Genomic DNA, 20,247 nt, shown 5'->3' on the forward strand with positions numbered 1-20,247 from the left:
CATTAGGAGGACTAATAATGGATATTAACTATGAATTATATAAAGTATTTTATTTCGTTGCAAAAACTCTGAGCTTTTCCGAGGCATCGAAATGCCTCTATATTTCCCAGTCAGCCGTCAGCCAGTCTGTGAAGGTTCTGGAAAAAAAGCTGGGCCAGACGCTCTTTATCCGAAGCACGAAGCGGGTCCAGCTCACCCCGGAAGGCGAGATCTTATTTAAACACATCGAACCTGCAATGAACCTGATCCATAAAGGCGAGACCCAGCTCTTAGAGGCCAACACCCTGAACGGCGGCCAGCTCAGGATCGCCGCCAGCGACACGATCTGCCGCTATTTCCTTGTCCCATATTTAAATAAGTTCCATAAACTCTACCCGAACGTTCATATTAAAGTAACGAACTCCACCTCGATCGACTGTGCCCGCATTTTAGAGAATGGACAGGTGGACTTCATTATCACCAACTATCCAAATTCCGGTCTCTTAAACACCCACAGTGTCCGGGCGATCCGGGAATTCCGCGATGTCTTCGTTGCGAGTGCTGACCATTTTCCGTTGCGGGACAAGACCTTCACCCTCGCCGAGCTTCTCGATTACCCGATCATGATGCTGGACCGCAAGAGCACCACAAGTGAGTTCTTACACTCCATGTTCCAGAAGTCCCATCTCGATCTGGTCCCGGAGATCGAGCTCAGCAGCAACGACCTTCTGATCGACCTGGCCCGCATCGGCCTCGGAATCGCCTTCGTGCCGGATTTCTGTATCCCCAAGGACGAAAAGCAGCTCTTTATCTTAAAACTCTCCGAGACACTTCCCGTCCGCCAGCTTGTTGTGGTCCATAACGAAAACCTTCCGGTCTCCCAGGCCGCGAAGCAGTTCATGGATATGTTGTAAGACCTGCAGCAGCCCTTCACCAGGCCTGCATATTTCCTGCGCCGTCCCGGCAAACGACTGCCCGGATATCCATCTACCTGCCCCGTGACTCCCAGAAATCCGAAAGGCACTGACCAACGTTCTTTCTGTTTACCATCTGGAAATGCTCCCATTCTCTTGGGAACAGTTCCAGATATTCTTTTTTCAGGAACCTGTCATCGAGAAGCAATATGATCCCTTCGTCCTCCGTTGTCCGGATCACACGGCCCGCCGCCTGCAGGACCTTGTTCATTCCCGGATACTGGTAGGCAAAATCGAATCCCTCCTCTTCTTTTTCCTCAAAATATCCCCTGAGAACCTCCTGTTCCACGCAGACCATCGGGAGTCCCGTTCCGACGATCACGGCACCGATGAGCCGCTCTTTCTTCAGGTCGATCCCCTCCGAGAACACACCTCCCATGACGCAGAATGCCGCAAGGGAGTGATCTCTGGGCTTTTCAAATTCTTCTAAGAATTCCTGGCGTTCCTGTTCCTTCATGCCCTGTCCCTGGACCAGGAGATCCGCTGGGAAGTCCATGTCCTCCACGGCATATTCCACCTGTTCCATATACTGGTAGGACGGGAAGAATATCATGTAGTTGCCGCTCTTAGAGAGGACCACCTCCCTGATATACTCCGCCACCTTCCGGTATTCGCTCTCGCTGCGCCTGGAGTAGCGGCTGCTGACGTCCGTCGCAACCATGAGAAGACGTTTTTCTTCCTCGAAGGGCGAGTTCGCATAGATCGCGTAGTCGTCCTCGTTTCCGGAGAGCAGTGTCTTGTAATACCGGATCGGCAGCATGGTTGCCGAAAACAGGATCGTGCTGTTTCCCTGGGACATGCAGAGGGAGAGGTTCGCCGACGGGTCCACGCAGAAGAGCCTTACTTTAAAGGAAGTGACTCCCACGTTCTCCGCGTAGATCCGGTAATGGTCATCCAAAAGCTCGTACACGTTTAAGAAATCCCTGAGACCAAAGTAAAAGTCCAGAACTGTATCCCTGCCCTCAAACTCCGGAAAATCTTCCAAGAATGTCTCCATATCGGAGAACACCGCCATCGCAGCTGCCGCTAGGGATGTCACATCGGAGAGCAGCTGCCATGTCTCGCACTCCCGCTTCATTCCCAGCATCACCTGGCTGCATTTTTCCAGATTTTTCTCCAGTCGGGGCGCTTTCTGCTTTACGAGGCGCTTTACGGTGAGGAGATCTTCTTTTTTTAATTCGGCGCTGTACATCTCCCTCGCGCGGGAGACCAGATTGTGGGCCTCATCCACGAGGAACAGATAATCACCTTTCTGTCCGTCCGCGAAGTAGCGTTTCAAGCGCACATTCGGGTCAAACACATAGTTGTAATCGCAGATGATCCCGTCGGTCCAGCTGGAGATGTCCAGACAGTATTCAAATGGGCATACCCGGTACTTTTCCGCGTACTGCAGGATCTTCTCTCTTGTCATCTCCTGTTCCAGGTGGAGAATATCGAATACCGCCTCATTGACCCGGTCAAAGTGGCCTTTCGCGTATGGGCACGCGTCCGGGTTGCACTCGCACTCGTCCATGGGACAGAATTTTTCCTTTGCCGTTATTGTCACCGAGGTGAAGATCAGACCGTGATCCCTTAAGATCCGAAACGCCTCCTCCGCCACGGTCCTCGTCACGGTCTTTGCGGTGAGGTAAAAGAGCTTGTCTCCCTTTCCTTCCCCGATGGCACGGACCGCCGGGAATACAGTGGAGAGCGTCTTTCCGATTCCCGTGGGAGCCTGGATAAACAGGCGTTTTTTCCGGCTGACGGTCCGGTAGACGGATACTACAAGGTCACGCTGTCCCGCCCGGTAAGGGAACGGGAATTCCAGGTGCCCGATGGAGGCGTCACGGGTCAGCTCATGGTGGTAGAGGTACCTCGCCCACTTAAAGTATTCGTGAACCACGCCGGAAAACCATGTCTCCAGCTCTTCTCTCGAGCGGTCGGTCTGGAATCTTTTTATTTCCTCTGTTTCAAGGTTACAGTAGGTCATCTGCAGACGGATCCCGTCGAGATCTTTGTCGCAGCAGTAAAAATATCCGTAGCACATGGCCTGGGCGAGATGGACCTCGATGGGCTCCTCCAGCCTTGAAATGTCCGTGTACATGCCTTTGATCTCGTCGATCACCGGGATCCCGTTTTCCGCGAAGATTCCATCGGCGCGTCCCTCCACGAGAAGCGTGATCTCCTGCTCCTCGTCCTGGACCTCATGCTTTAAGGGGACCTCCGCCCGGTAGCCGGCTCCCATCCGCTTCTGGATCTTCCTGTGGATCCTTCCTCCCGCCAGCATGGCATCCTTCTGGGCGTTTCCGGAACAGCGGTTGTCGATATCCCCGGAGCGCAGCACGAATTCCACCAGGTTCCGGACCGAGATCCGGATCGCTTTCCTGTTTTCTTCGCTCATGAGACGCTCCTTTCCTGTGGATATGCTGATCGACCACCGCTCACCACCCCACATATGTTCCTCTTTTTCCTGAATCCTGCTATATGCCGCACATATCGCTCCCGCAAGTATAACATTTTTACAATTTCCTGTAAAGTAATGCCGTGTGTTCACAGAACATATGGCAGGTCATCTGTCAGAAGCTTTCCGTGCTATTTTCCCGTGCTGCCGGAATTTTCACGCTTTGTGCCGCCCGCCGGACGCAAAAAAGACAGCCTGCCGTACTTTTCATACAGCCGCTGCCTCTTTCTTTATCTTTATGTATATTTTTACGCTACCGCGTGCATCGGATTCTTTCTCTCAAGAAAAGCTTCGAACGGCGCATTCTCGCCGTCATATTCAACGGTGAGGATCTTTGTCAGATCAAGGCTCAGTACTCCGAGAAGAGACTTCGCGTCGATGATCATACGGTTATAAAATACATTTACATCAAAATCGCAGCCGCTTGCGATGCTGACAAACTCCTTCGCCTCGTCTGCGGACACAAATTTTACTTTTTTCTGTTTCATCATGATTCCTTAACTCCTTTTTTGTTAAACCCTTTGATGTCAAATCCTTTATATTTTTACGATTCTACATTTATACCACATTCAAATTCAAGCGTCAATCGACAATTATCACCATCTTTTTGATAGTTTTATGACAAATTTTGTCATTTGTTACAGAAAAGCAGCCAGATTTGTCTGATGTCTCCGTCAACTCCGGATGTTTTCACACAAAAATCCGGCAATCTGCCCGACAACTCCTATTCTCTGTGGAATACAATCAAAAAAGCCGGATGCACAGCGGCAGTCATCTCTGACATTACCATACTATGCATCCGGCAGTCTTTGGCATTTACATATTTACATTAAAATATACTTGAGGATGAAGAGCACCGCCAGGATATACATGACCGGAGTGATCTTCTCCTTCTTTCCGGCAAAGAGGTTCATGACAACATAGGCGATAACTCCCATGGAGATTCCCTCGGAGATGCTGTAGAAGAACGGCATCGCGATGATGCAGAGGAATGCCGGGATTCCTTCTGCCGGATCCTTGAAATCGATCTCCGATACGGAGCCGATCATGTAGAAGCCTACAACGATCAGGGCCGGAGCCGTCGCAAAGGACGGGATTGCAAGGAAGATCGGGGATAGGAACAATGATAGCAGGAACAGGATACCGGTCGTTAAGGATGTAAGACCGGTTCTACCGCCCTCTGTCACGCCGGAAGCACTCTCCACGAATGTTGTAACTGTGGATGTACCGAGGCAGGCACCGCAGGTCGTACCGACCGCATCTGCAAGGAGCGCGCCCTTGATCCGCGGGAGTCTTCCCTCGGAATCCAGCATATCCGCCTTCGCGGACACACCGATCAGGGTTCCAAGTGTGTCGAAAAGGTCAACGAACAGGAACGCGAATACGATAATGATGAATTCCAGTACCGGAACACCCTTTAAACTGAACTTGAACATGATCGGCGCCAGGCTCGGGATGGAAATTCCGTTGGAAAAATCCGGGAGCAGGTTGTAGAAGCCGAGATCCGGATTCGGGATGTAAATGCCCGCAAACTGGCAGATGATTCCGAGGATCCAGGTGATCAGGATACCCCAGAGAATATTTCCTTTGACATTCTTTACGATCAGGATTCCAGTGATCAGAACACCAAAGATCGCAAGGAGTACGGTGATCCCCGCGTCGCTCATGGACGCTGTGAGACCGTCAGCGAGAGTTTTGTTGTAGCCGTCAACAGAGAACAGACCTACAAGCGTTGCTCCACCAATCACGATCTTCGCATTCTGAAGACCAAGGAATGTGATGAAGAGACCGATTCCAACGCTGACCGCTTTCTTTAAGTTAAACGGGATCGCGTTGAAAATCGCTTCCCTGATGTTGAAGCAGGACAGGATGATAAAGATGATACCTTCTGTGAGAACTGCCGCAAGAGCAACTTCCCAGGAATAGCCCATACCGAGAACGACCGTGTATGCAAAGTAAGCGTTCAGACCCATTCCAGGTGCCAGAGCGAACGGGTAGTTCGCGAACAGTGCCATACAGAGTGTTCCGATAAAGGATGCCACCGCTGTCGCTGTGAAGACCGCTCCGTGGTCCATTCCGGCTGCCGCCAGAATGTTCGGGTTTACCGCCAGGATGTACGCCATCGTCATAAACGATGTCACACCTGCCATGATCTCGGTCTTAACAGTTGTGTTGTTTTCCTTGAGATGGAAAAATTTTTCGAGACTCATTTGTTTCCCTCCAATTTGTTTTATCAGTTTTTGTTATAAAACCGCTAATTTCTATTATACGTGGTACTAATAGAAAAGGCAAGGGAAAGAAATTGGGGGTTCCGAACACGTCATCCGCTCGTTACAGTACACGGGCACTCCATGCCCGCGCACTGTAACAGGATTTTGCCGATGCTTCGCATTCCGAATCGGCAAAATCCACTACCACCACTGTATTGTACGGAATTTTCAGTTCAGAAAATTCCTACCCATGAAAAGTAACATCTGCTCCACAGGGAACTTTCCCCGCTTCTGCATCCTGCATCTTCAAATTACTTTCTCATAATGATCTCGTCTCTTCCCGGACCATTGGAAACCATCGTGATCGGCACTCCGATCTCCTCCTCGATCGTCTCGATATATTTCTTGCAGTTCTCCGGAAGATCCTCATAGTTCTTGATTCCACGGATCTCGCACTTCCAGCCCGGAAGAGTCTTGTATACCGGTTTTGCTTTCTCAAGCTCCGGAGTTGTCGGGAAGTCTTTTGTTACCTTTCCATCGATCTCATAGCCTACGCAGATATGAAGCTCGTCAAGATATCCTAAAACGTCGAGAACCGTGAGGGCAACCTCTGTGGATCCCTGGATCTGTACGCCATATCTTGATGCGACTGCATCGAACCATCCCATTCTTCTCGGACGGCCTGTCGTCGCACCGAACTCACCGCCGTCACCGCCGCGGCGTCTTAACTCGTCTGCCTCTTCACCGAAGATCTCGCTGACGAACGCACCTGCGCCGACTGCGCTGGAGTAAGCCTTAACGACTGTTGTGATGTTCTTGATCTCGTACGGCGGGATGCCTGCGCCGATCGCGCCGTAAGCTGCCAGTGTGGAAGAAGATGTAACCATCGGGTAGATACCGTGATCCGGATCCTTTAAGGAACCGAGCTGACCCTCTAAAAGGACATTCTTTCCTGCCTTGATCGCATCGCGAAGGTATTTGGATGTGTCGCATACATACGGAGCGACCATCTCCTTATACTCCATAAGTGTATTGAAGATCTCCTTCGGATCAAGAGCCGGCTGATGATATAAATGCTCTAACATCACATTTTTCAGTGTGCAGACGTTTTCGATCTTATCCATCAGTTCCTTCTCATCACCGAATAACTCGTTGACCTGGAAACCGATCTTTGCGTATTTATCAGAATAGAACGGAGCAATTCCGGACTTTGTGGAGCCGAAAGACTTACCTGCCAGACGCGCTTCCTCATAAGTATCAAATAAAATGTGGTACGGCATTAAGATCTGTGCTCTGTCGGACACGAGGATCTTCGGCATCGGAACGCCCTGGCTTGTCAGGTCGTTTAATTCTTTAACAAGGAACGGGATGTTTAATGCCACGCCGTTTCCGATGATGCTTGTTGTATGATTATAGAATACACCTGACGGAAGAAGATGAAGGGCAAATTTTCCGTAATTGTTGATAATTGTGTGACCAGCGTTGCTGCCGCCCTGGAAACGGACAATAATGTCGGATTCCTTTGCAAGCATATCTGTGATCTTACCTTTTCCCTCATCGCCCCAGTTGGCGCCTACGATTGCTCTAACCATGTTCTAATATCCTCCTTTGGACGTTTAAACGGAATGCGCGTTCCGCATCCCGGCGTCTTACGCGGTTGTACGTGTCATACTCATGACACTCCCATAGTTTACAACAAAATTATCCATAAGTAAAGACAATATTTATTATGAAGTCCATAATGTCTAATTATGGTTACAGCACACGGGCACTCCATGCCCGCGTACTGTAACAGGATTTTGCCGATGCTTCGCATTCCGAATCGGCAAAATCCGCAGCCATAACAGTATCTTACGGAATTTTCAGTTCAGAAAATTCCTACCCATGAAAAGTAACTAATTATGCACTGCAATTCATACAGGGCACGAACTGCAGACGGAAAACATTTTATCCTATACTTTTCGTTCCCTTAAGACCTCTAAGAACCTCTCCCCTGCCGGGGAAATCGGCACCTTCTTATCCGTCACGACGCAGATCTCCCGCTCCGGCATCATCTCCCGGAAGGCGAGCTCGAAGAGCTCCCCGCTCTCGATCTTCTCCTTTGCGAACTCTTCCATCACGCAGCCGATCCCCATGTTCCGGATCGCGAACTGGACGATCATATCGCTGGTGGCCAGCTCAAACTCCGGTTCCAGAATGATCCCCCTCTGTTCCAAAAAACGGTCCATGAACTTTCTGGTACTCGTATCCTTTTCCAGGAAGATACATGGCAGATGTTCCAGCTCCCTGTACTCCATTCTCTTTCCCTTTAATGTCCAAAACTTATTTCCAGCCACAAAGGTATTCCGGATCTTCTTCACCTCGAAGGATTCCACCTCCGGTCTCGCGTCAAAAGGCGTGCTCACCACACCGAAATCGATTTTTCCCTCGTACAGGGACTCGATGGTCTCCGGTGTCGGCGCGTTTGACACCATGACCTTGATATTCGGGTAGCGCTCATGGAAAGTCTCAAGGTACGGGAGCAGGTAAAACTGCAGTGTCATATCGCTGGCACCGATCCTCACCTCTCCCATGTCCATATCCACAAGACGTTTTAACATCTCCTCACCGTCCATGAGGTTTTCCATCCCGCGCTCCACATATGGATACAGAAGCTTTCCCTCTGTGGTGAGCCGCACACCCTTCTGGGTCCGAAGAAAAAGCTTTGTGTTCAGCGCTTTTTCCAGCTGCTTGATCGCCTGACTCGCCGCAGGCTGGGAAATGCAGAGCGCCTCTGCTGCAGCGGTAATGCTGCCGAGGCGCCCTACATAGTAAAATACTTTATAATATTCCGTGCTGATGCTGCTCGCATGATCCATTATACGTTGATCTCCGCTTTCACTCCGAGAAGATCCGCGTTTTCTTTTAAGATCGGGCGGACAACCTCATCCAGGAACTCATCTACCTGCTTCGGTGCGCGTCCGACGTACTTCTTCGGATCCATCGTCTTCTTTAACTCATCAAGGCTTAAATTGAAGGACGGATCTGCCGCGATAAGCTCTAAGAGGTTGTTGTCCTTTCCTTCTACCTTCACATTCTTTCCTGCTTCCATGGAAAGCTCGCGGATACGCTCGTGAAGCTCTTGTCTGTCTCCGCCGGCCTTTACCGCATCCATCATGATGTTCTCAGTAGCCATAAACGGAAGCTCGGCCATTAAATGCTTCTCAATCACCTTCGGATATACCACAAGACCATCCACAACATTTAAGTAGAGATCCAGAATACCGTCGATCGCAAGGAATCCTTCCGGAACGGAGAGACGCTTGTTCGCGGAGTCATCCAGAGTACGCTCGAACCACTGGGTGGAGGCAACAAGCATCGGGTTCATCATATCAGACATCACATAGTTCGCCAAGGACGCGATACGCTCACTTCTCATCGGGTTTCTCTTATATGCCATAGCGGAGGAACCGATCTGGTTCTTCTCAAACGGCTCTTCCACTTCTTTTAAGTGCTGGAGAAGACGGATGTCGTTGGAGAACTTATGGGCGCTCTGGGCGATTCCGGCAAGAACGGAAAGCACACGGCTGTCGATCTTTCTGGAATATGTCTGACCGGATACCGGGTAGCACTGGGAAAATCCCATCTTTGCGGCGATCCGTCTGTCTGCCTCGCGGCACTTCTCATGATCCCCGTCAAAGAGCTCTAAGAAGCTTGCCTGAGTACCTGTAGTTCCCTTGGAACCGAGTAATTTCATGGAACCGATCACATGGTCAAGATCCTCAAGGTCAAGGCAGAGTTCCTGTAACCATAAGGTCGCACGCTTTCCTACGGTTGTCGGCTGGGCCGGCTGGAAATGTGTGAATGCCAGTGTCGGGAGCTCTTTATACTTATCAGCGAAATCAGAAAGCTCTTTCATCACATTGATGAGTTTTTTTCTGACCAGCTTTAATGCCTCCGTCATCAGGATGAGGTCGGTGTTGTCTCCAACGTAGCAGGATGTGGCACCGAGGTGGATGATTCCTTTTGCCTTCGGGCACTGGAGTCCGTAAGCGTATACGTGGGACATCACATCGTGGCGGACAAGCTTCTCTCTCGCCTTCGCCTCCTCAAAGTTGATATCCTCAGCATGTGCCTTTAACTCTTCGATCTGCTCATCTGTGATCGGAAGACCGAGTTCTTTTTCTGTCTCGGCTAATGCGATCCATAATTTTCTCCATGTGCGGAATTTCTTCTCCGGAGAGAAAATATACTGCATTTCCTTGCTTGCATATCGCTCAGAGAGCGGGCTCTGGTATCTGTCGTTCATGACAAAATCCTCTTTTCTAATTCAATGTTTTTCTAATTCAATATATTTTCACGAATTCTCCGCCAACTGCGGAGCTTTGTGGAACGTTGAATTTCCCTGATTATTTTTCATAACTTCCGCGGATATCTTCTTCCGGCGGATCCACCGGATACTCTCCGGAGAAGCAGGCCGTACAGATCGGAAGTCCGTTTGCCATTTCACTTAAGCGCTCCATCTTTAAGTACGCTAACGAATCTGCTCCGATCACCTTGCAGATCTCATCCACGGTACGTTTGTGGGCGATGAGCTGCTCGCTGGACGGGATATCGGTTCCGAAATAGCACGGATAGAGGAACGGCGGTGCGGAAATTCTCATATGTACTTCCTTTGCTCCTGCCTCACGCAGCATATCCACGATCAGGTTGCTGGTGGTTCCGCGGACGATGGAGTCGTCGATCATAACGACGCGCTTTCCTTCCACGGCCTCTTTCAATACGTTTAATTTAATACGGACTGCAGACTCACGGCTGCTCTGGCCCGGCTTAATAAAGGTTCTTCCCACATAGGAGTTCTTTACAAAGGCCATCGCGTAAGGGATGCCGGATTCCATGGAATATCCAAGGGCTGCTGCATTTCCGGACTCCGGAACACCCACAACGATGTCCGCGTCCACCGGTGAATCCTTTGCGAGGCAGCGGCCTGCGTAGATTCTGGAGTGGTAAACTCCGACGCCGTCAAAGACGCTGTCCGGTCTTGCAAAGTAAATATATTCAAAAATACATCTCGCCTCTTTTTTCGGGTCATGCATCATGAGATTGGACTTGATGCCATCCTTATTAATCGTCACGATCTCGCCCGGAAGCACATCGCGGACGAAGGTAGCACCGATCGTGTCAAGCGCGCATGTCTCGGAGGTCAGGATATAGGCATTATCACGCTTTCCGATACAGAGCGGCTTGAATCCCTGCGGATCGCGGGCACCGATGAGTTTTCTCGGGCTGCTGATCACAAGGGAATAGGCGCCCTTGATCTTCTTCATAGCGTTTGCCACGGCTTCCTCAGCGGTTCCCACCTTACAGCGCTCTCTCGCGATGTGGTAGGCGATGACCTCAGAGTCGATCGTGGTCTGGAAAATCGCTCCGTCGTAAGCGAGTTCTCTGCGAAGCTCCGGCGCATTGACAAGGTTTCCGTTGTGTGCCAGTGCCAGCGTTCCCTTCACATAATTTAAAACGAGCGGCTGTGTATTCTCGATGGTGCTGCTTCCGGCAGTCGAATACCGGACATGGCCGACACCGATGTTTCCTTTTAATTTTTCCAGCTTCTCTGACGTGAATACTTCGTTGCAGAGTCCCATCCCCTTACAGGCATTGACAACACCTTTCGGTCCGTATGTATCGCTCACCGCGATTCCGCAGCTTTCCTGTCCGCGGTGCTGTAATGCGAACAATCCGTAATAAATGGTTGATGCAACATCATTTCCGTCCAGATCGTACATTCCGAAAACGCCGCACTCCTCATGCAGCTCGTCTGTTCCCCAGTCTAAAGTAAGTGATTTCTCCATAAATGCTTTTCATCCTCTGATTTATAAGTTTTTGCGATAAAACAGCAGTGTTTCAGTAGAAATTATAATACATACCCTATGGAAAATCAAGAAGAAGTTCCTCTCTCAAGGAGTCCTGTGGACTTCTTTGTGAAACCAGAACAAATTTCCGGCCCCTTTTTCGATCCCTATACCATAAATTTCCCCCTCCGTCTCAGAGACGGTCCCATCTGGAATCCCTGTTTCAATATCCGGCACCAGGTATGTCTTCTCTGTCATCCTGGAGCACGCACAGGAATACGCGAGCCAGAGGAGTTCCAGCAGTAAAAGGATCCTCGCTGTCTTTACAGCAGCTCTTCTTATCTTTTCCCTTCGGTACCCGTGTCTCCACGGATGGTATGGATGGTACAGATAGCGGATGGCGTTCACTCCTTTCAAAATTCAGGCTGATACTTTTCCACGACTTTTGATAAGTTTTTTCAAGATGTACTCTTATTATATCTGTTTTCGCATATTTTCACAACAGGAAAACTTGTTATCGTTACATTTTAGTTGCTGTGACGGGTAGGAATTTTCTAAACTGAAAATTCCGTACAATACAGTGATAGCAGTGGATTTTGGTGATTTGGAGTGCGAAGCATCGGCAAAATCACGATGCAAAAGAAACAGGGAAATGATCTTCATACCCGTCCTGCAGATCATTTCCCCGCTGTCCTGTCTTTCCGGCTCTTTCTGCCGTGTTGAGTTTCATTCCCCGGCAGTCCTGGATTCCGGTCCGGATATTTAGTTTGCCTTGGTGGTCTCCCCAGCAGTGCCGTTCGCTCCCGCCGCGGTAGTTTCTGACATGCCGGTGACATCGTCCGTCAGGTTGTGGATGCCGTCACCCACGTCATCCACCATATCCCGGAGCACACCGCCACTCTCTCCGGCTGTCTGGGACGGCGCGTTCGTGCTCTGGTTTGTGCCGTTTGTCTGTCTCTCCATTGTGGTTCCCGCTCCCGCGCTCCCCGTATCCGGGGCTGTGGTCATATTATTTCCGTTCCCTCTTCCGCAGGCTGTGATGAATGCCGCGGTCATAATGAGAAGCGCGCATGCTCTGATCCATCTGATTTTTCCCATAAAAATAATCTCCTTTCTACGGCTATTATGTGCCATAGAAAGGAGAAGTATTTTGGAAAAAAATGTATAAAACTTTAACCTCTATCAACCGACCACATCAGCCATATCGTAAAGTCCTGCCGGCTTTCCTGCGAGGAATTTTGCAGCCTCCACAGCTCCCTTTGCGAAAATCTCGCGGGAATAAGCGGTGTGTGTGAAGGTGATGACCTCGTCGCGGCCCGCGAACATAATATCATGCTCACCGACGATGGTGCCGCCGCGCATTGCCTGGATTCCGATCTCCTTTGGATCTCTTGCGACACGCTCGGAGGAACGGTCATATTTATAATGATAGCTGTTGTCGAGGCTCTCATTGATGGCATCAGCAAGGGCGATGGCGGTTCCACTCGGGGCGTCGATCTTGCGGTTGTGGTGCTTCTCTAAGATCTCGATGTCAAATCCTGCTGCCGCAAGGACCGGAGCGACCTCTTTCAATGTCTTCATGAGAAGGTTGATTCCGATGGACATATTTGCGGAGCGAAGGACTGCGTCCACCTTGCTCGCCTCTTTCACATGGTTTAACTGGTCCTCGGAAAGTCCTGTGGTGCATAAAACCACAGGAACTTTCTTCGTCTCGCAGTAGTCCAACAGTCCGTCAACCGCCTTTGCGGTGGAAAAATCGATGATGACATCTGCCTCCGGGCATTCGTCGAGGGACTTAAATACCGGGTATCCGGCATAGTTTTCTGTGTTCATATCCACGCCTGCAACGATCTCGATCGCGTCATCCTTGGAAATAATGTCCGTGATCACATGACCCATCACGCCGTGGCAGCCATTCATAATTGCTCTGATCATGTTTTTCTCCTCGTATTTTATTACAGGATACCGAAATCCTGCATTGCTTTCTTTAATACTTCCTGGTGCTGCGGCTCCATCACTGTAAGCGGAAGTCTCGGCTCGCCTACGTTCTTGCCCATTAAGTTAAGCGCAGCTTTTACCGGAATCGGATTTACTTCGGAGAACAGGGCCTCGATCAGCGGCATTGCCTTTAACTGAATGCGTCTGCTGGCCTCGATATTGCCCTTGAAGAACTCTGCGCACATGTCATGTGTCTGCTTCGGAGCCACGTTGGAGAGAACGGAGATCACGCCCTTTCCGCCGAGAGCCAACATCGGAACGACCTGGTCATCGTTTCCGGAGTATACATCCACATAGCCGCCGGAGAGCTGAAGGATCTTCGCTGCTGCGGAGAAGTTTCCACTCGCTTCCTTGACACCCACAATATTCTCCACATGCCTGCAGAGATCAACGATGGTCTCTGGTGCGATATTCACGCCTGTACGGCTCGGTACGTTGTAGAGGATCGCCGGGATCTTGATGGAGTTGGCGATCTTTGTGAAGTGGGCCTTTAAACCGTTCTGGGTCGCTTTATTATAGTACGGGGAAACTAAGAGAACGCCGTCTGCTCCTGCCTCTTCGGCCTCAACAGAAAGCTCAACTGCTGTCTGTGTGCAGTTGGAACCTGTTCCGGCAACCACCGGGATTCTTCCGTTTACGACCTCACATACGAAGCGGATCACCTGAATGTGCTCCTCCTCAGATGTTGTCGCGGACTCGCCTGTTGTTCCCATTGCTACGATACAGTCTGTTCCAGCCGCGATCTGTTCCTCGATCAGGCTTTCCAGTACTTCATAATTTACCGTTCCATTTTCCTTAAATGGCGTTACAAGTGCTACGCCGGCTCCTTCAAAAATAGCCATCATGCGTCCTCCTCTTTATTATGTAAAAATTAAATGTCTAAGATAGATTGCGCTCTTTTGCGGAACAAAGAATCCTGTTTCACAAAAAAAGGAGCTGAAATCAAATAAGATGTCAGCTCCCGGATCTTTCAGATTAAGCAGCCCTCCATCTTTTTTCTAAAGATGACAGTCATACGGTTCTTCGCCGCATGCCCAGAAACGGGAGCCTTAGGGATTCACTTCCTGTCTCTTCGGCGCCATCCCCTTTTCTCCGGCAGCCATTTCCCATTATCTGCCGGTCTACTCATGTCAGGCGCAACCTCTACTTATCATTTATGGTATCATCATTCCTGATGATTGTCAACGTCAATGTTTTCCATCCGTGAAATATCGGTTACATATTCTTCAATACCTTCCGGACACACGCGCCCGGTCATGACCAGCTCAGTCTCCTCATCTCTTGACTCAAGAAAACTCTGGAATTCTTCCTTCGAGATAATTCCCTGATCCACGATTCCAAGAATCTCATCCAGGATCAGGACATCGCACTCACCGGTCGTCATCACCTTTCTTGCGAAATTGAAGCCGTTTCGCATGTTCATCAGTTCCTCGTGCTTCTGATCTTCCGGAAGGTCCTCAAACCGCTCTTTGGAGTGCTCAAAACGGAAGAATTTGAGATCCGGCTCGAGACGCTTCAGGACGTCTGCCGCTCCTTCTCCCAGCATACCTTTCAAGAACTGTACCATAATGACCCTTTTTCCGCGGAAAACGCCCATCATCGCGTATCCCAATGCCGATGCGGATTTTCCGTATCCCGGTCCGCAGATCACACGGACTCTGTCACTTGCCATGATCATTCCCTCACTTTGTGTATACCGTTAGCTGAAGCTTTTTAAGGCTTCTATTATGCTATATTATCACATCTCTATCCTGTTTGCAAGAGATTTGCCTGTCTGTCAAAGTTGCCCTCCCTGATGTCTTTAATATGTATTTCTACGACTCCGCATGATCCGCACATTCAAGCTTACTGACGGAGACTTCATAGGCCACACGCTTCTCGCACTCCGTCTCGCTGACCTTTTTCGTGTACTCCCTGCTCTGGACACGGCCCCAGATGAGGATCCTTGTTCCGACGCCAAATCCTGAGGCGTATCTGGCATTGCGGCCCCAGGCGATGCATGGGATATAGTCTGACTTGCCATACGGGCGGTTCACTGCCACTAAAAGGTCTGCAATCTCCCTTCCTAATGGCGTCTTCCGGTAGACCGGTTCTTTACAGATATATCCGTCCAGAAAGATCTGGTTCGTTTTCGTGTAGTCCGTGAACTCCTCCATAAAGCGGACCTCTCTGACAAACACGGACAATACCAGACGGTTCTTCGTCCCCTCGTGGCGGTTGTAGGACCGGAACTGACCGGAGGCCTCCATGGTGCAGCCCTGGTAATCCTTCGTCACATCGATCAGACGCTCTGATATCATAAGCGGAATAATGTCCGCCTGCTCACTCAAACGGTTCACGAGAAGATCCACAAGATAAAAGCCCTCCCCAAACACGGCATGGCTGAATGTGAATCCTGAAACGATCGTTCCAATTACGGTTACTTTGTTGTTTTCCATTCCTTTTTCTGTCATAGTATTTTCTCCTTTTTGATTGTTTTTTCCGCTATACGGCTTTTACCGTATATCTGTATGTAATTAGAACGTAAATTAGAACGGCTTTGTGTCATGTCTTTTCAGGTTTTTATCGACGGAAATCCCGGATTTTTTCGGTATTTCGGCATGATCTTCTATTTTTTCTCAATACAGTGGTGGCAGTGTTACTGTACACGGGTAGGAATTTTCTGAACTGAAAATTCCGTACAATACAGTGGTGGTAGTGGATTTTGCCGATTCGGAATGCGAAGCATCGGCAAAATCAGTTACTGTTTGCGCAAAGCGTGAACAGTAACGTGGCAGTGGATTCTGCCGCATGCTGTTTTTTTACCACTCTTGTTATTTTTCTCTCTTCATGTTAATATTTTATGATGTTGAGGTCAAAAAGTCTTTTGACCTCTCTGATATAGAAAGAAAGGGCATGACCGACAGGATACCTCCTTCGCGGTTATGGAAAGGTCAGGATCTTATGCTTCGCCTGCTACTCTTCGGACGACAGGTCTATTTGAAATATTCCATGGACGAAATGTCCGTTTATGCCGCACAGGCCTCATTTTTCATCATCATGGCGGCGTTCCCGTTTTTTATGGTGCTTCTGGCCCTGATCCAGGTGGCCCCCATGATCCATGAGGCAGATCTTCTGCGTTTTCTGCTGCCTGCGATCCCGGGCCGGTTCCAGGGGCTTTTGATCTATCTCCTGGACAGCCTGCACTCCGATTCCCCGGCAGCGCTGATCTCTGTGACTGCTCTTGCGGCGGTCTGGTCCGCGGCAAAGGGAATGCTCGGGATCGAAAAGGGCTTAAACCGGGTATTCGGCGTCACATCGCCGCGAAATTATATCCTTCGCAGGGCCCTCTGCAGCGTTTATACCCTGGCATTCTCCCTGATGTGTGTGACGAGCCTTGCGCTCCTCGTATTCGGAAGCTTCCTGCAGGAGATGCTGTTAAAATGGTTCCCGGCCCTGTCCTATCTCTCCGGGATGATCTCCCTGGGACGCGGACTTGTGATGTTTATCATGCTGATGATCTTTTTCACCGCCATCTACACGGCACTTCCGCACCGGAGGCTCTCGATCTGCGGCCAGATCCCGGGAGCCATGTTTTCCGCCGCCGGATGGGCACTCACTTCCCTGGCATTTTCCGTTTACTTCCGGTATTTCGGCACATACGCTGTCACGTACGGAAGTTTGACTGCGGTGATCCTTTTTATGCTGTGGCTTTATGTCTCGATCTGCATCCTGTTTGTGGGGGCGGAGATCAACTGGTTTTTGCTGTTTTATAAAGAAAAGATCATGTCGATAAAAGAAAACGGACTGCCCTGATCAGGCAGTCCATTTTCTTATAATCCGTAGATTCTTTTCGCATTTTCATAAAAGACCTTCCCCCACTCCTCCTCAGGAATCAGCCATTTTACGACTTCGATGTAGTCTCCGTAGTTGGCTAACGGCCAGTCTGTTCCGAACATGAACTTTTCATACTGGCTGCAGTAGGAGATCCAGGTCTTTAAGGCATCAAAATATCCTCTCTGCTGCTCTAAAAGCTTCGGGAAATCGATCTTCCCCTCCAGAAGGCCGGAGAGATCCGTCATCACGTTCTCATTTTTCTCCACGACAGCCGCCGCGTCCAGGAGCCACGGATTGCCGAAATGGCACATGACAAAGTTTACATCCGGATGACGGACTGCCGCCTCGTCCAAGGTCAGCGGATGACTGTATTTTAAGTAGGCGCGGGAACCAGCTGTCTGGCCCATGTGGATCGCCACAGGCTTTTTGTACGCCTTTGCGAGATCATAGAGCGGCTCGTACACCTCATCCGTCACATACATCTTGTTGTATCCGGGATAGAGTTTGATTCCGACACAGGTATCCCGCTTTAAGTTCTCCTCCACCTGATCCAGGCTCTTCTTTTTGTCCTCGCTCACGAGAAAATCACGGTCGATCCCCACACAGTACCTTAGGAATTCCGGGTAGGAATGATCCACCGGGTCCACGCCCCGGTTTCCCATGACGACTCCTCCCTCAATATTGTATTTCTGATAGACCGCCCTTAAGTCTTCCTCTGTATTTTTATGTTCCGCCCGCACCGCGATCTCCTGGAAGTAGGGATTTTCCGGCACAAAGTGAAGATGTGCGTCGATGATCTTCATAGTCTCGCTCCTTAAGTCAATATACAGGAAAAACCCCTGTTTTAAGGGGTTTTCCTCCGTTTACGGGGCCTAGAAGTATTTCTTACTGCCCCACAGATTACACCGTTTCAGATCCAGATATTCGTGATAGGCTTTCTCCAGAATCTGCTTCTCATTTGAGAATTTCAGAAGGTGGTACGCCTCATAATATTTGTAATATCCGGAATCTACGAAGTATTCTTCGCGCTGTGGTTTACTGTAATAACTGTCCGCCATCATTAAATACCAGTGGACTTCCTTTTCCACCGTATCCTGCGGCGTGTTAAATGAATACTGGCTCTTTCCGATGTACTTAATGATCTGGGCCTGGACCCCGGTCTCCTCCTTCACCTCTCTGAGAGCCGTTTCTTTAAACTCTTCTCCTGCTTCCACAGTTCCTTTCGGTAAGACCCAGCCTTCGTACTTGTTTCTGTAGTTCTTATAGAGAACCAGGATCTTGCCGCGAAATATAACCACACCGCCGCAGCTCGTTGCTTCTATCATTGCAATTCCTCCTGACAGGCATTCAAGGGATTCCGCCCGAAAGCAGATTCCGCAGGTGTGTTTTTTACTGAGTTTAGTATACTTCTTTTTACCCGTGTTTGCAACCACGTTTTCACTCGCAGAAATTTCCATAATGTGTTACAGTACACGGGCACTCCATGCCCGCGCACTGTAACAGGATTTTGCCGATGCTTCGCATTCCGAATCGGCAAAATCCACTACCCCCACTGTATTGTACGGAATTTTCAGTTCAGAAAATTCCTACCCATGAAAAGTAACCATAAGATATCTTCAGAAGGCCGATCATATATTTCACTGCGGTCCACACCTTACGCCGAAACAGAAAAACTCCGGCAGACCATACATCCGCCGGAGTTTCCTGTCTATGACCAAAGTTCAGTCATTCATTTTTTATGAACGATAACCATTCGGATTCTTGGACTGCCAGTTCCATGCGTCACGGCACATATCGTCGAGGTTTCTCTTTGCCTCCCAGCCAAGCTCCACCTTTGCCTTTGTAGCATCGGAATAGCATGTCGCGATATCGCCTGCACGGCGCGGTTTGATCACATACGGGATCTCTTTTCCAACCGCCTTGGAAAAAGCGTGGATCACGTCAAGAACGCTGTATCCGTGACCTGTTCCGAGATTATAGATATATACCGCCGGCTTATCATCAAATTTCTTTAATGCCTTTACATGGCCTTCCGCAAGATCCATCACATGGATATAGTCGCGGACACCCGTTCCGTCCGGTGTATCGTAATCGTTTCCGAATACGCCCACCTCTTTCAACTTTCCGATGGCAACCTGGGTGATGTACGGTGTCAGGTTGTTCGGGATTCCCTCCGGATCCTCTCCGATCAGACCGCTCTCATGAGCTCCCACCGGATTGAAGTAACGGAGCAGGATCACATTCCACTCCGGGTCTGCCTTCTGCATATCGGTAAGGATCTGCTCCAGCATACTCTTTGTCTGTCCGTACGGGTTTGTGCACTGTCCCTTCGGGCACTCCTCTGTGATCGGAACGAAAGCCGGATCTCCGTAAACGGTAGCGGAGGAGCTGAAGATGATCTTCTTCACGCCATGTTTTCTCATCACATCGAGAAGGATCAATGTACCGGTAATATTGTTGTGGTAGTATTCCCACGGCTTTGCGACTGATTCGCCAACAGCCTTTAATCCAGCAAAGTGGATCACTGCGTCGATCTTCTCCGCATCAAAGATCTTTTCCATCGCATCACGATCCAGCATATCTGCCTTGTAGAATGTCAGATCCTTTCCTGTGAGCTTCTTTACACGGTTTAATGCTTCTTCCGACGCATTGTAAAGATTATCAAAGACAACGACCTCATGTCCCTGTTCCAGAAGTGCCAGGCATGTATGGCTTCCGATATATCCTGCGCCGCCGGTTACTAAAATTCTCATGATGAACCCTCCCATGAATTTTGCCGTTCTGAGATACGGTTATTATTTCGGATCCTTTTCCCCGGATCCTGTCCTCGTTATCATTTTAACACTGCCCGTAATAAAAGAAAATATCATTTTTCTTTTATTCAATACAGATTTCTTTTTTTTACAGTAATTTTGTTACAGTTCAGCCATTACATCTTCTTGTTTTCATATTCATGAAAACAAGAAGCTTGGTGGTTCCACCATATGCTGATTTGGATGAAA

Annotated in this window: 18 protein-coding genes and 1 riboswitch; of the genes, 2 read left to right on the top strand and 16 right to left on the bottom strand. The window is 49.5% G+C overall.

The genetic code is table 11. The features are described 5' to 3' along the window. The first annotated feature begins 17 nt into the window (after window positions 1-17). On the top strand, window positions 18-893 hold the full coding sequence (locus DW826_RS05145) for a LysR family transcriptional regulator (RefSeq protein ID WP_117552227.1): 876 nt from the start codon (window positions 18-20) through the stop codon (window positions 891-893). A 73-nt stretch (window positions 894-966) separates the two neighbouring features. Here DW826_RS05145 and DW826_RS05150 read toward each other — a convergent pair whose 3' ends face one another. The 13 genes from DW826_RS05150 to DW826_RS05215 all read right to left on the bottom strand — a co-directional run bounded on the left by DW826_RS05150 (window position 967) and on the right by DW826_RS05215 (window position 15,882). Then, complete coding sequence (locus DW826_RS05150) at window positions 967-3,387, bottom strand: ATP-dependent DNA helicase (RefSeq protein WP_347472281.1); 2,421 nt, start codon at window positions 3,385-3,387, stop codon at window positions 967-969. Between the two features lie 254 nt (window positions 3,388-3,641). Further along, complete coding sequence (locus DW826_RS05155) at window positions 3,642-3,884, bottom strand: HPr family phosphocarrier protein (protein WP_015554244.1); 243 nt, start codon at window positions 3,882-3,884, stop codon at window positions 3,642-3,644. Between the two features lie 333 nt (window positions 3,885-4,217). Beyond that, entirely contained in the window at window positions 4,218-5,603 is a 1,386-nt protein-coding gene (locus DW826_RS05160) for an NCS2 family permease (protein ID WP_117552228.1), read from the bottom strand. Window positions 5,604-5,914: 311 nt separating this feature from the next. Further along, window positions 5,915-7,195 (bottom strand): adenylosuccinate synthase, encoded by a 1,281-nt coding sequence (locus DW826_RS05165; protein WP_021904264.1) that lies wholly within the window; start codon window positions 7,193-7,195, stop codon window positions 5,915-5,917. Between the two features lie 360 nt (window positions 7,196-7,555). Then, a complete protein-coding gene (locus tag DW826_RS05170) occupies window positions 7,556-8,461 on the bottom strand; it encodes a LysR family transcriptional regulator (protein ID WP_117504039.1) in 906 nt (301 codons plus the stop codon). Continuing rightward, window positions 8,461-9,891 carry an adenylosuccinate lyase gene (purB, locus tag DW826_RS05175; protein WP_117469442.1) on the bottom strand — a complete coding sequence of 477 codons (1,431 nt, stop codon included), beginning with the start codon at window positions 9,889-9,891 and terminating at the stop codon, window positions 8,461-8,463. Before purB ends, DW826_RS05170 begins: the two co-directional genes overlap by 1 nt. A 100-nt stretch (window positions 9,892-9,991) precedes the next feature. Further along, window positions 9,992-11,431, bottom strand: coding sequence for an amidophosphoribosyltransferase (gene purF / locus DW826_RS05180; RefSeq protein WP_117469441.1), 1,440 nt, complete (start codon window positions 11,429-11,431; stop codon window positions 9,992-9,994). 105 nt (window positions 11,432-11,536) lie between these two features. Beyond that, window positions 11,537-11,848: a hypothetical protein gene (locus DW826_RS05185; RefSeq protein ID WP_117483222.1), complete on the bottom strand. Its 312-nt coding sequence runs from the start codon at window positions 11,846-11,848 to the stop codon at window positions 11,537-11,539. Window positions 11,849-12,193: 345 nt separating this feature from the next. Beyond that, window positions 12,194-12,529, bottom strand: coding sequence for a hypothetical protein (locus tag DW826_RS05195; protein WP_117552229.1), 336 nt, complete (start codon window positions 12,527-12,529; stop codon window positions 12,194-12,196). Window positions 12,530-12,613: 84 nt separating this feature from the next. Continuing rightward, window positions 12,614-13,366: a 4-hydroxy-tetrahydrodipicolinate reductase gene (gene dapB, locus DW826_RS05200; RefSeq protein WP_015554236.1), complete on the bottom strand. Its 753-nt coding sequence runs from the start codon at window positions 13,364-13,366 to the stop codon at window positions 12,614-12,616. A gap of 20 nt (window positions 13,367-13,386) precedes the next feature. Continuing rightward, window positions 13,387-14,271 carry a 4-hydroxy-tetrahydrodipicolinate synthase gene (dapA, locus tag DW826_RS05205; RefSeq protein ID WP_015554235.1) on the bottom strand — a complete coding sequence of 295 codons (885 nt, stop codon included), beginning with the start codon at window positions 14,269-14,271 and terminating at the stop codon, window positions 13,387-13,389. Between the two features lie 130 nt (window positions 14,272-14,401). Beyond that, window positions 14,402-14,583: riboswitch (Lysine riboswitch) on the bottom strand. An 11-nt stretch (window positions 14,584-14,594) separates the two neighbouring features. Beyond that, a complete protein-coding gene (locus DW826_RS05210; protein WP_015554234.1) occupies window positions 14,595-15,101 on the bottom strand; it encodes a cob(I)yrinic acid a,c-diamide adenosyltransferase in 507 nt (168 codons plus the stop codon). Window positions 15,102-15,243: 142 nt separating this feature from the next. After that, window positions 15,244-15,882, bottom strand: coding sequence for a single-stranded DNA-binding protein (locus tag DW826_RS05215; protein WP_015554233.1), 639 nt, complete (start codon window positions 15,880-15,882; stop codon window positions 15,244-15,246). A 490-nt stretch (window positions 15,883-16,372) separates the two neighbouring features. Between DW826_RS05215 and DW826_RS05220 the strand changes: the two genes are divergently transcribed. Beyond that, the gene (locus DW826_RS05220) at window positions 16,373-17,224 is read left to right on the top strand and encodes a YihY/virulence factor BrkB family protein (protein ID WP_117504033.1); all 852 of its coding nucleotides are present in this window, start codon (window positions 16,373-16,375) and stop codon (window positions 17,222-17,224) included. A gap of 17 nt (window positions 17,225-17,241) precedes the next feature. On the opposite strand, the gene DW826_RS05225 is transcribed toward DW826_RS05220, so the two are convergent. The 3 genes from DW826_RS05225 to galE all read right to left on the bottom strand — a co-directional run bounded on the left by DW826_RS05225 (window position 17,242) and on the right by galE (window position 19,998). Continuing rightward, window positions 17,242-18,048, bottom strand: coding sequence for an amidohydrolase family protein (locus DW826_RS05225; protein WP_015554232.1), 807 nt, complete (start codon window positions 18,046-18,048; stop codon window positions 17,242-17,244). A gap of 69 nt (window positions 18,049-18,117) precedes the next feature. Then, a complete protein-coding gene (locus tag DW826_RS05230) occupies window positions 18,118-18,570 on the bottom strand; it encodes an NUDIX hydrolase (protein ID WP_117469623.1) in 453 nt (150 codons plus the stop codon). 411 nt (window positions 18,571-18,981) lie between these two features. Continuing rightward, window positions 18,982-19,998, bottom strand: coding sequence for a UDP-glucose 4-epimerase GalE (gene galE / locus DW826_RS05235; protein ID WP_015554230.1), 1,017 nt, complete (start codon window positions 19,996-19,998; stop codon window positions 18,982-18,984). Between the last annotated feature and the right edge of the window lie 249 nt (window positions 19,999-20,247).

This window comes from Clostridium sp. AM34-11AC, from assembly GCF_003435375.1.
Lineage (GTDB): Bacteria > Bacillota > Clostridia > Lachnospirales > Lachnospiraceae > Pilosibacter > Pilosibacter fragilis.

Bases quoted from the DNA above. Each gene is read 5' to 3' on its own strand.
- DW826_RS05145 (WP_117552227.1), top strand. From the start codon at position 18: ATGGATATTAACTATGAATTATATAAAGTATTTTATTTCGTTGCAAAA.
- DW826_RS05150 (WP_347472281.1), bottom strand. From the start codon at position 3,387: ATGTGGGGTGGTGAGCGGTGGTCGATCAGCATATCCACAGGAAAGGAG.
- DW826_RS05155 (WP_015554244.1), bottom strand. From the start codon at position 3,884: ATGATGAAACAGAAAAAAGTAAAATTTGTGTCCGCAGACGAGGCGAAG.
- DW826_RS05160 (WP_117552228.1), bottom strand. From the start codon at position 5,603: ATGAGTCTCGAAAAATTTTTCCATCTCAAGGAAAACAACACAACTGTT.
- DW826_RS05165 (WP_021904264.1), bottom strand. From the start codon at position 7,195: ATGGTTAGAGCAATCGTAGGCGCCAACTGGGGCGATGAGGGAAAAGGT.
- DW826_RS05170 (WP_117504039.1), bottom strand. From the start codon at position 8,461: ATGGATCATGCGAGCAGCATCAGCACGGAATATTATAAAGTATTTTAC.
- purB (WP_117469442.1), bottom strand. From the start codon at position 9,891: ATGAACGACAGATACCAGAGCCCGCTCTCTGAGCGATATGCAAGCAAG.
- purF (WP_117469441.1), bottom strand. From the start codon at position 11,431: ATGGAGAAATCACTTACTTTAGACTGGGGAACAGACGAGCTGCATGAG.
- DW826_RS05195 (WP_117552229.1), bottom strand. From the start codon at position 12,529: ATGGGAAAAATCAGATGGATCAGAGCATGCGCGCTTCTCATTATGACC.
- dapB (WP_015554236.1), bottom strand. From the start codon at position 13,366: ATGATCAGAGCAATTATGAATGGCTGCCACGGCGTGATGGGTCATGTG.
- dapA (WP_015554235.1), bottom strand. From the start codon at position 14,271: ATGGCTATTTTTGAAGGAGCCGGCGTAGCACTTGTAACGCCATTTAAG.
- DW826_RS05210 (WP_015554234.1), bottom strand. From the start codon at position 15,101: ATGGCAAGTGACAGAGTCCGTGTGATCTGCGGACCGGGATACGGAAAA.
- DW826_RS05215 (WP_015554233.1), bottom strand. From the start codon at position 15,882: ATGACAGAAAAAGGAATGGAAAACAACAAAGTAACCGTAATTGGAACG.
- DW826_RS05220 (WP_117504033.1), top strand. From the start codon at position 16,373: ATGCTTCGCCTGCTACTCTTCGGACGACAGGTCTATTTGAAATATTCC.
- DW826_RS05225 (WP_015554232.1), bottom strand. From the start codon at position 18,048: ATGAAGATCATCGACGCACATCTTCACTTTGTGCCGGAAAATCCCTAC.
- DW826_RS05230 (WP_117469623.1), bottom strand. From the start codon at position 18,570: ATGATAGAAGCAACGAGCTGCGGCGGTGTGGTTATATTTCGCGGCAAG.
- galE (WP_015554230.1), bottom strand. From the start codon at position 19,998: ATGAGAATTTTAGTAACCGGCGGCGCAGGATATATCGGAAGCCATACA.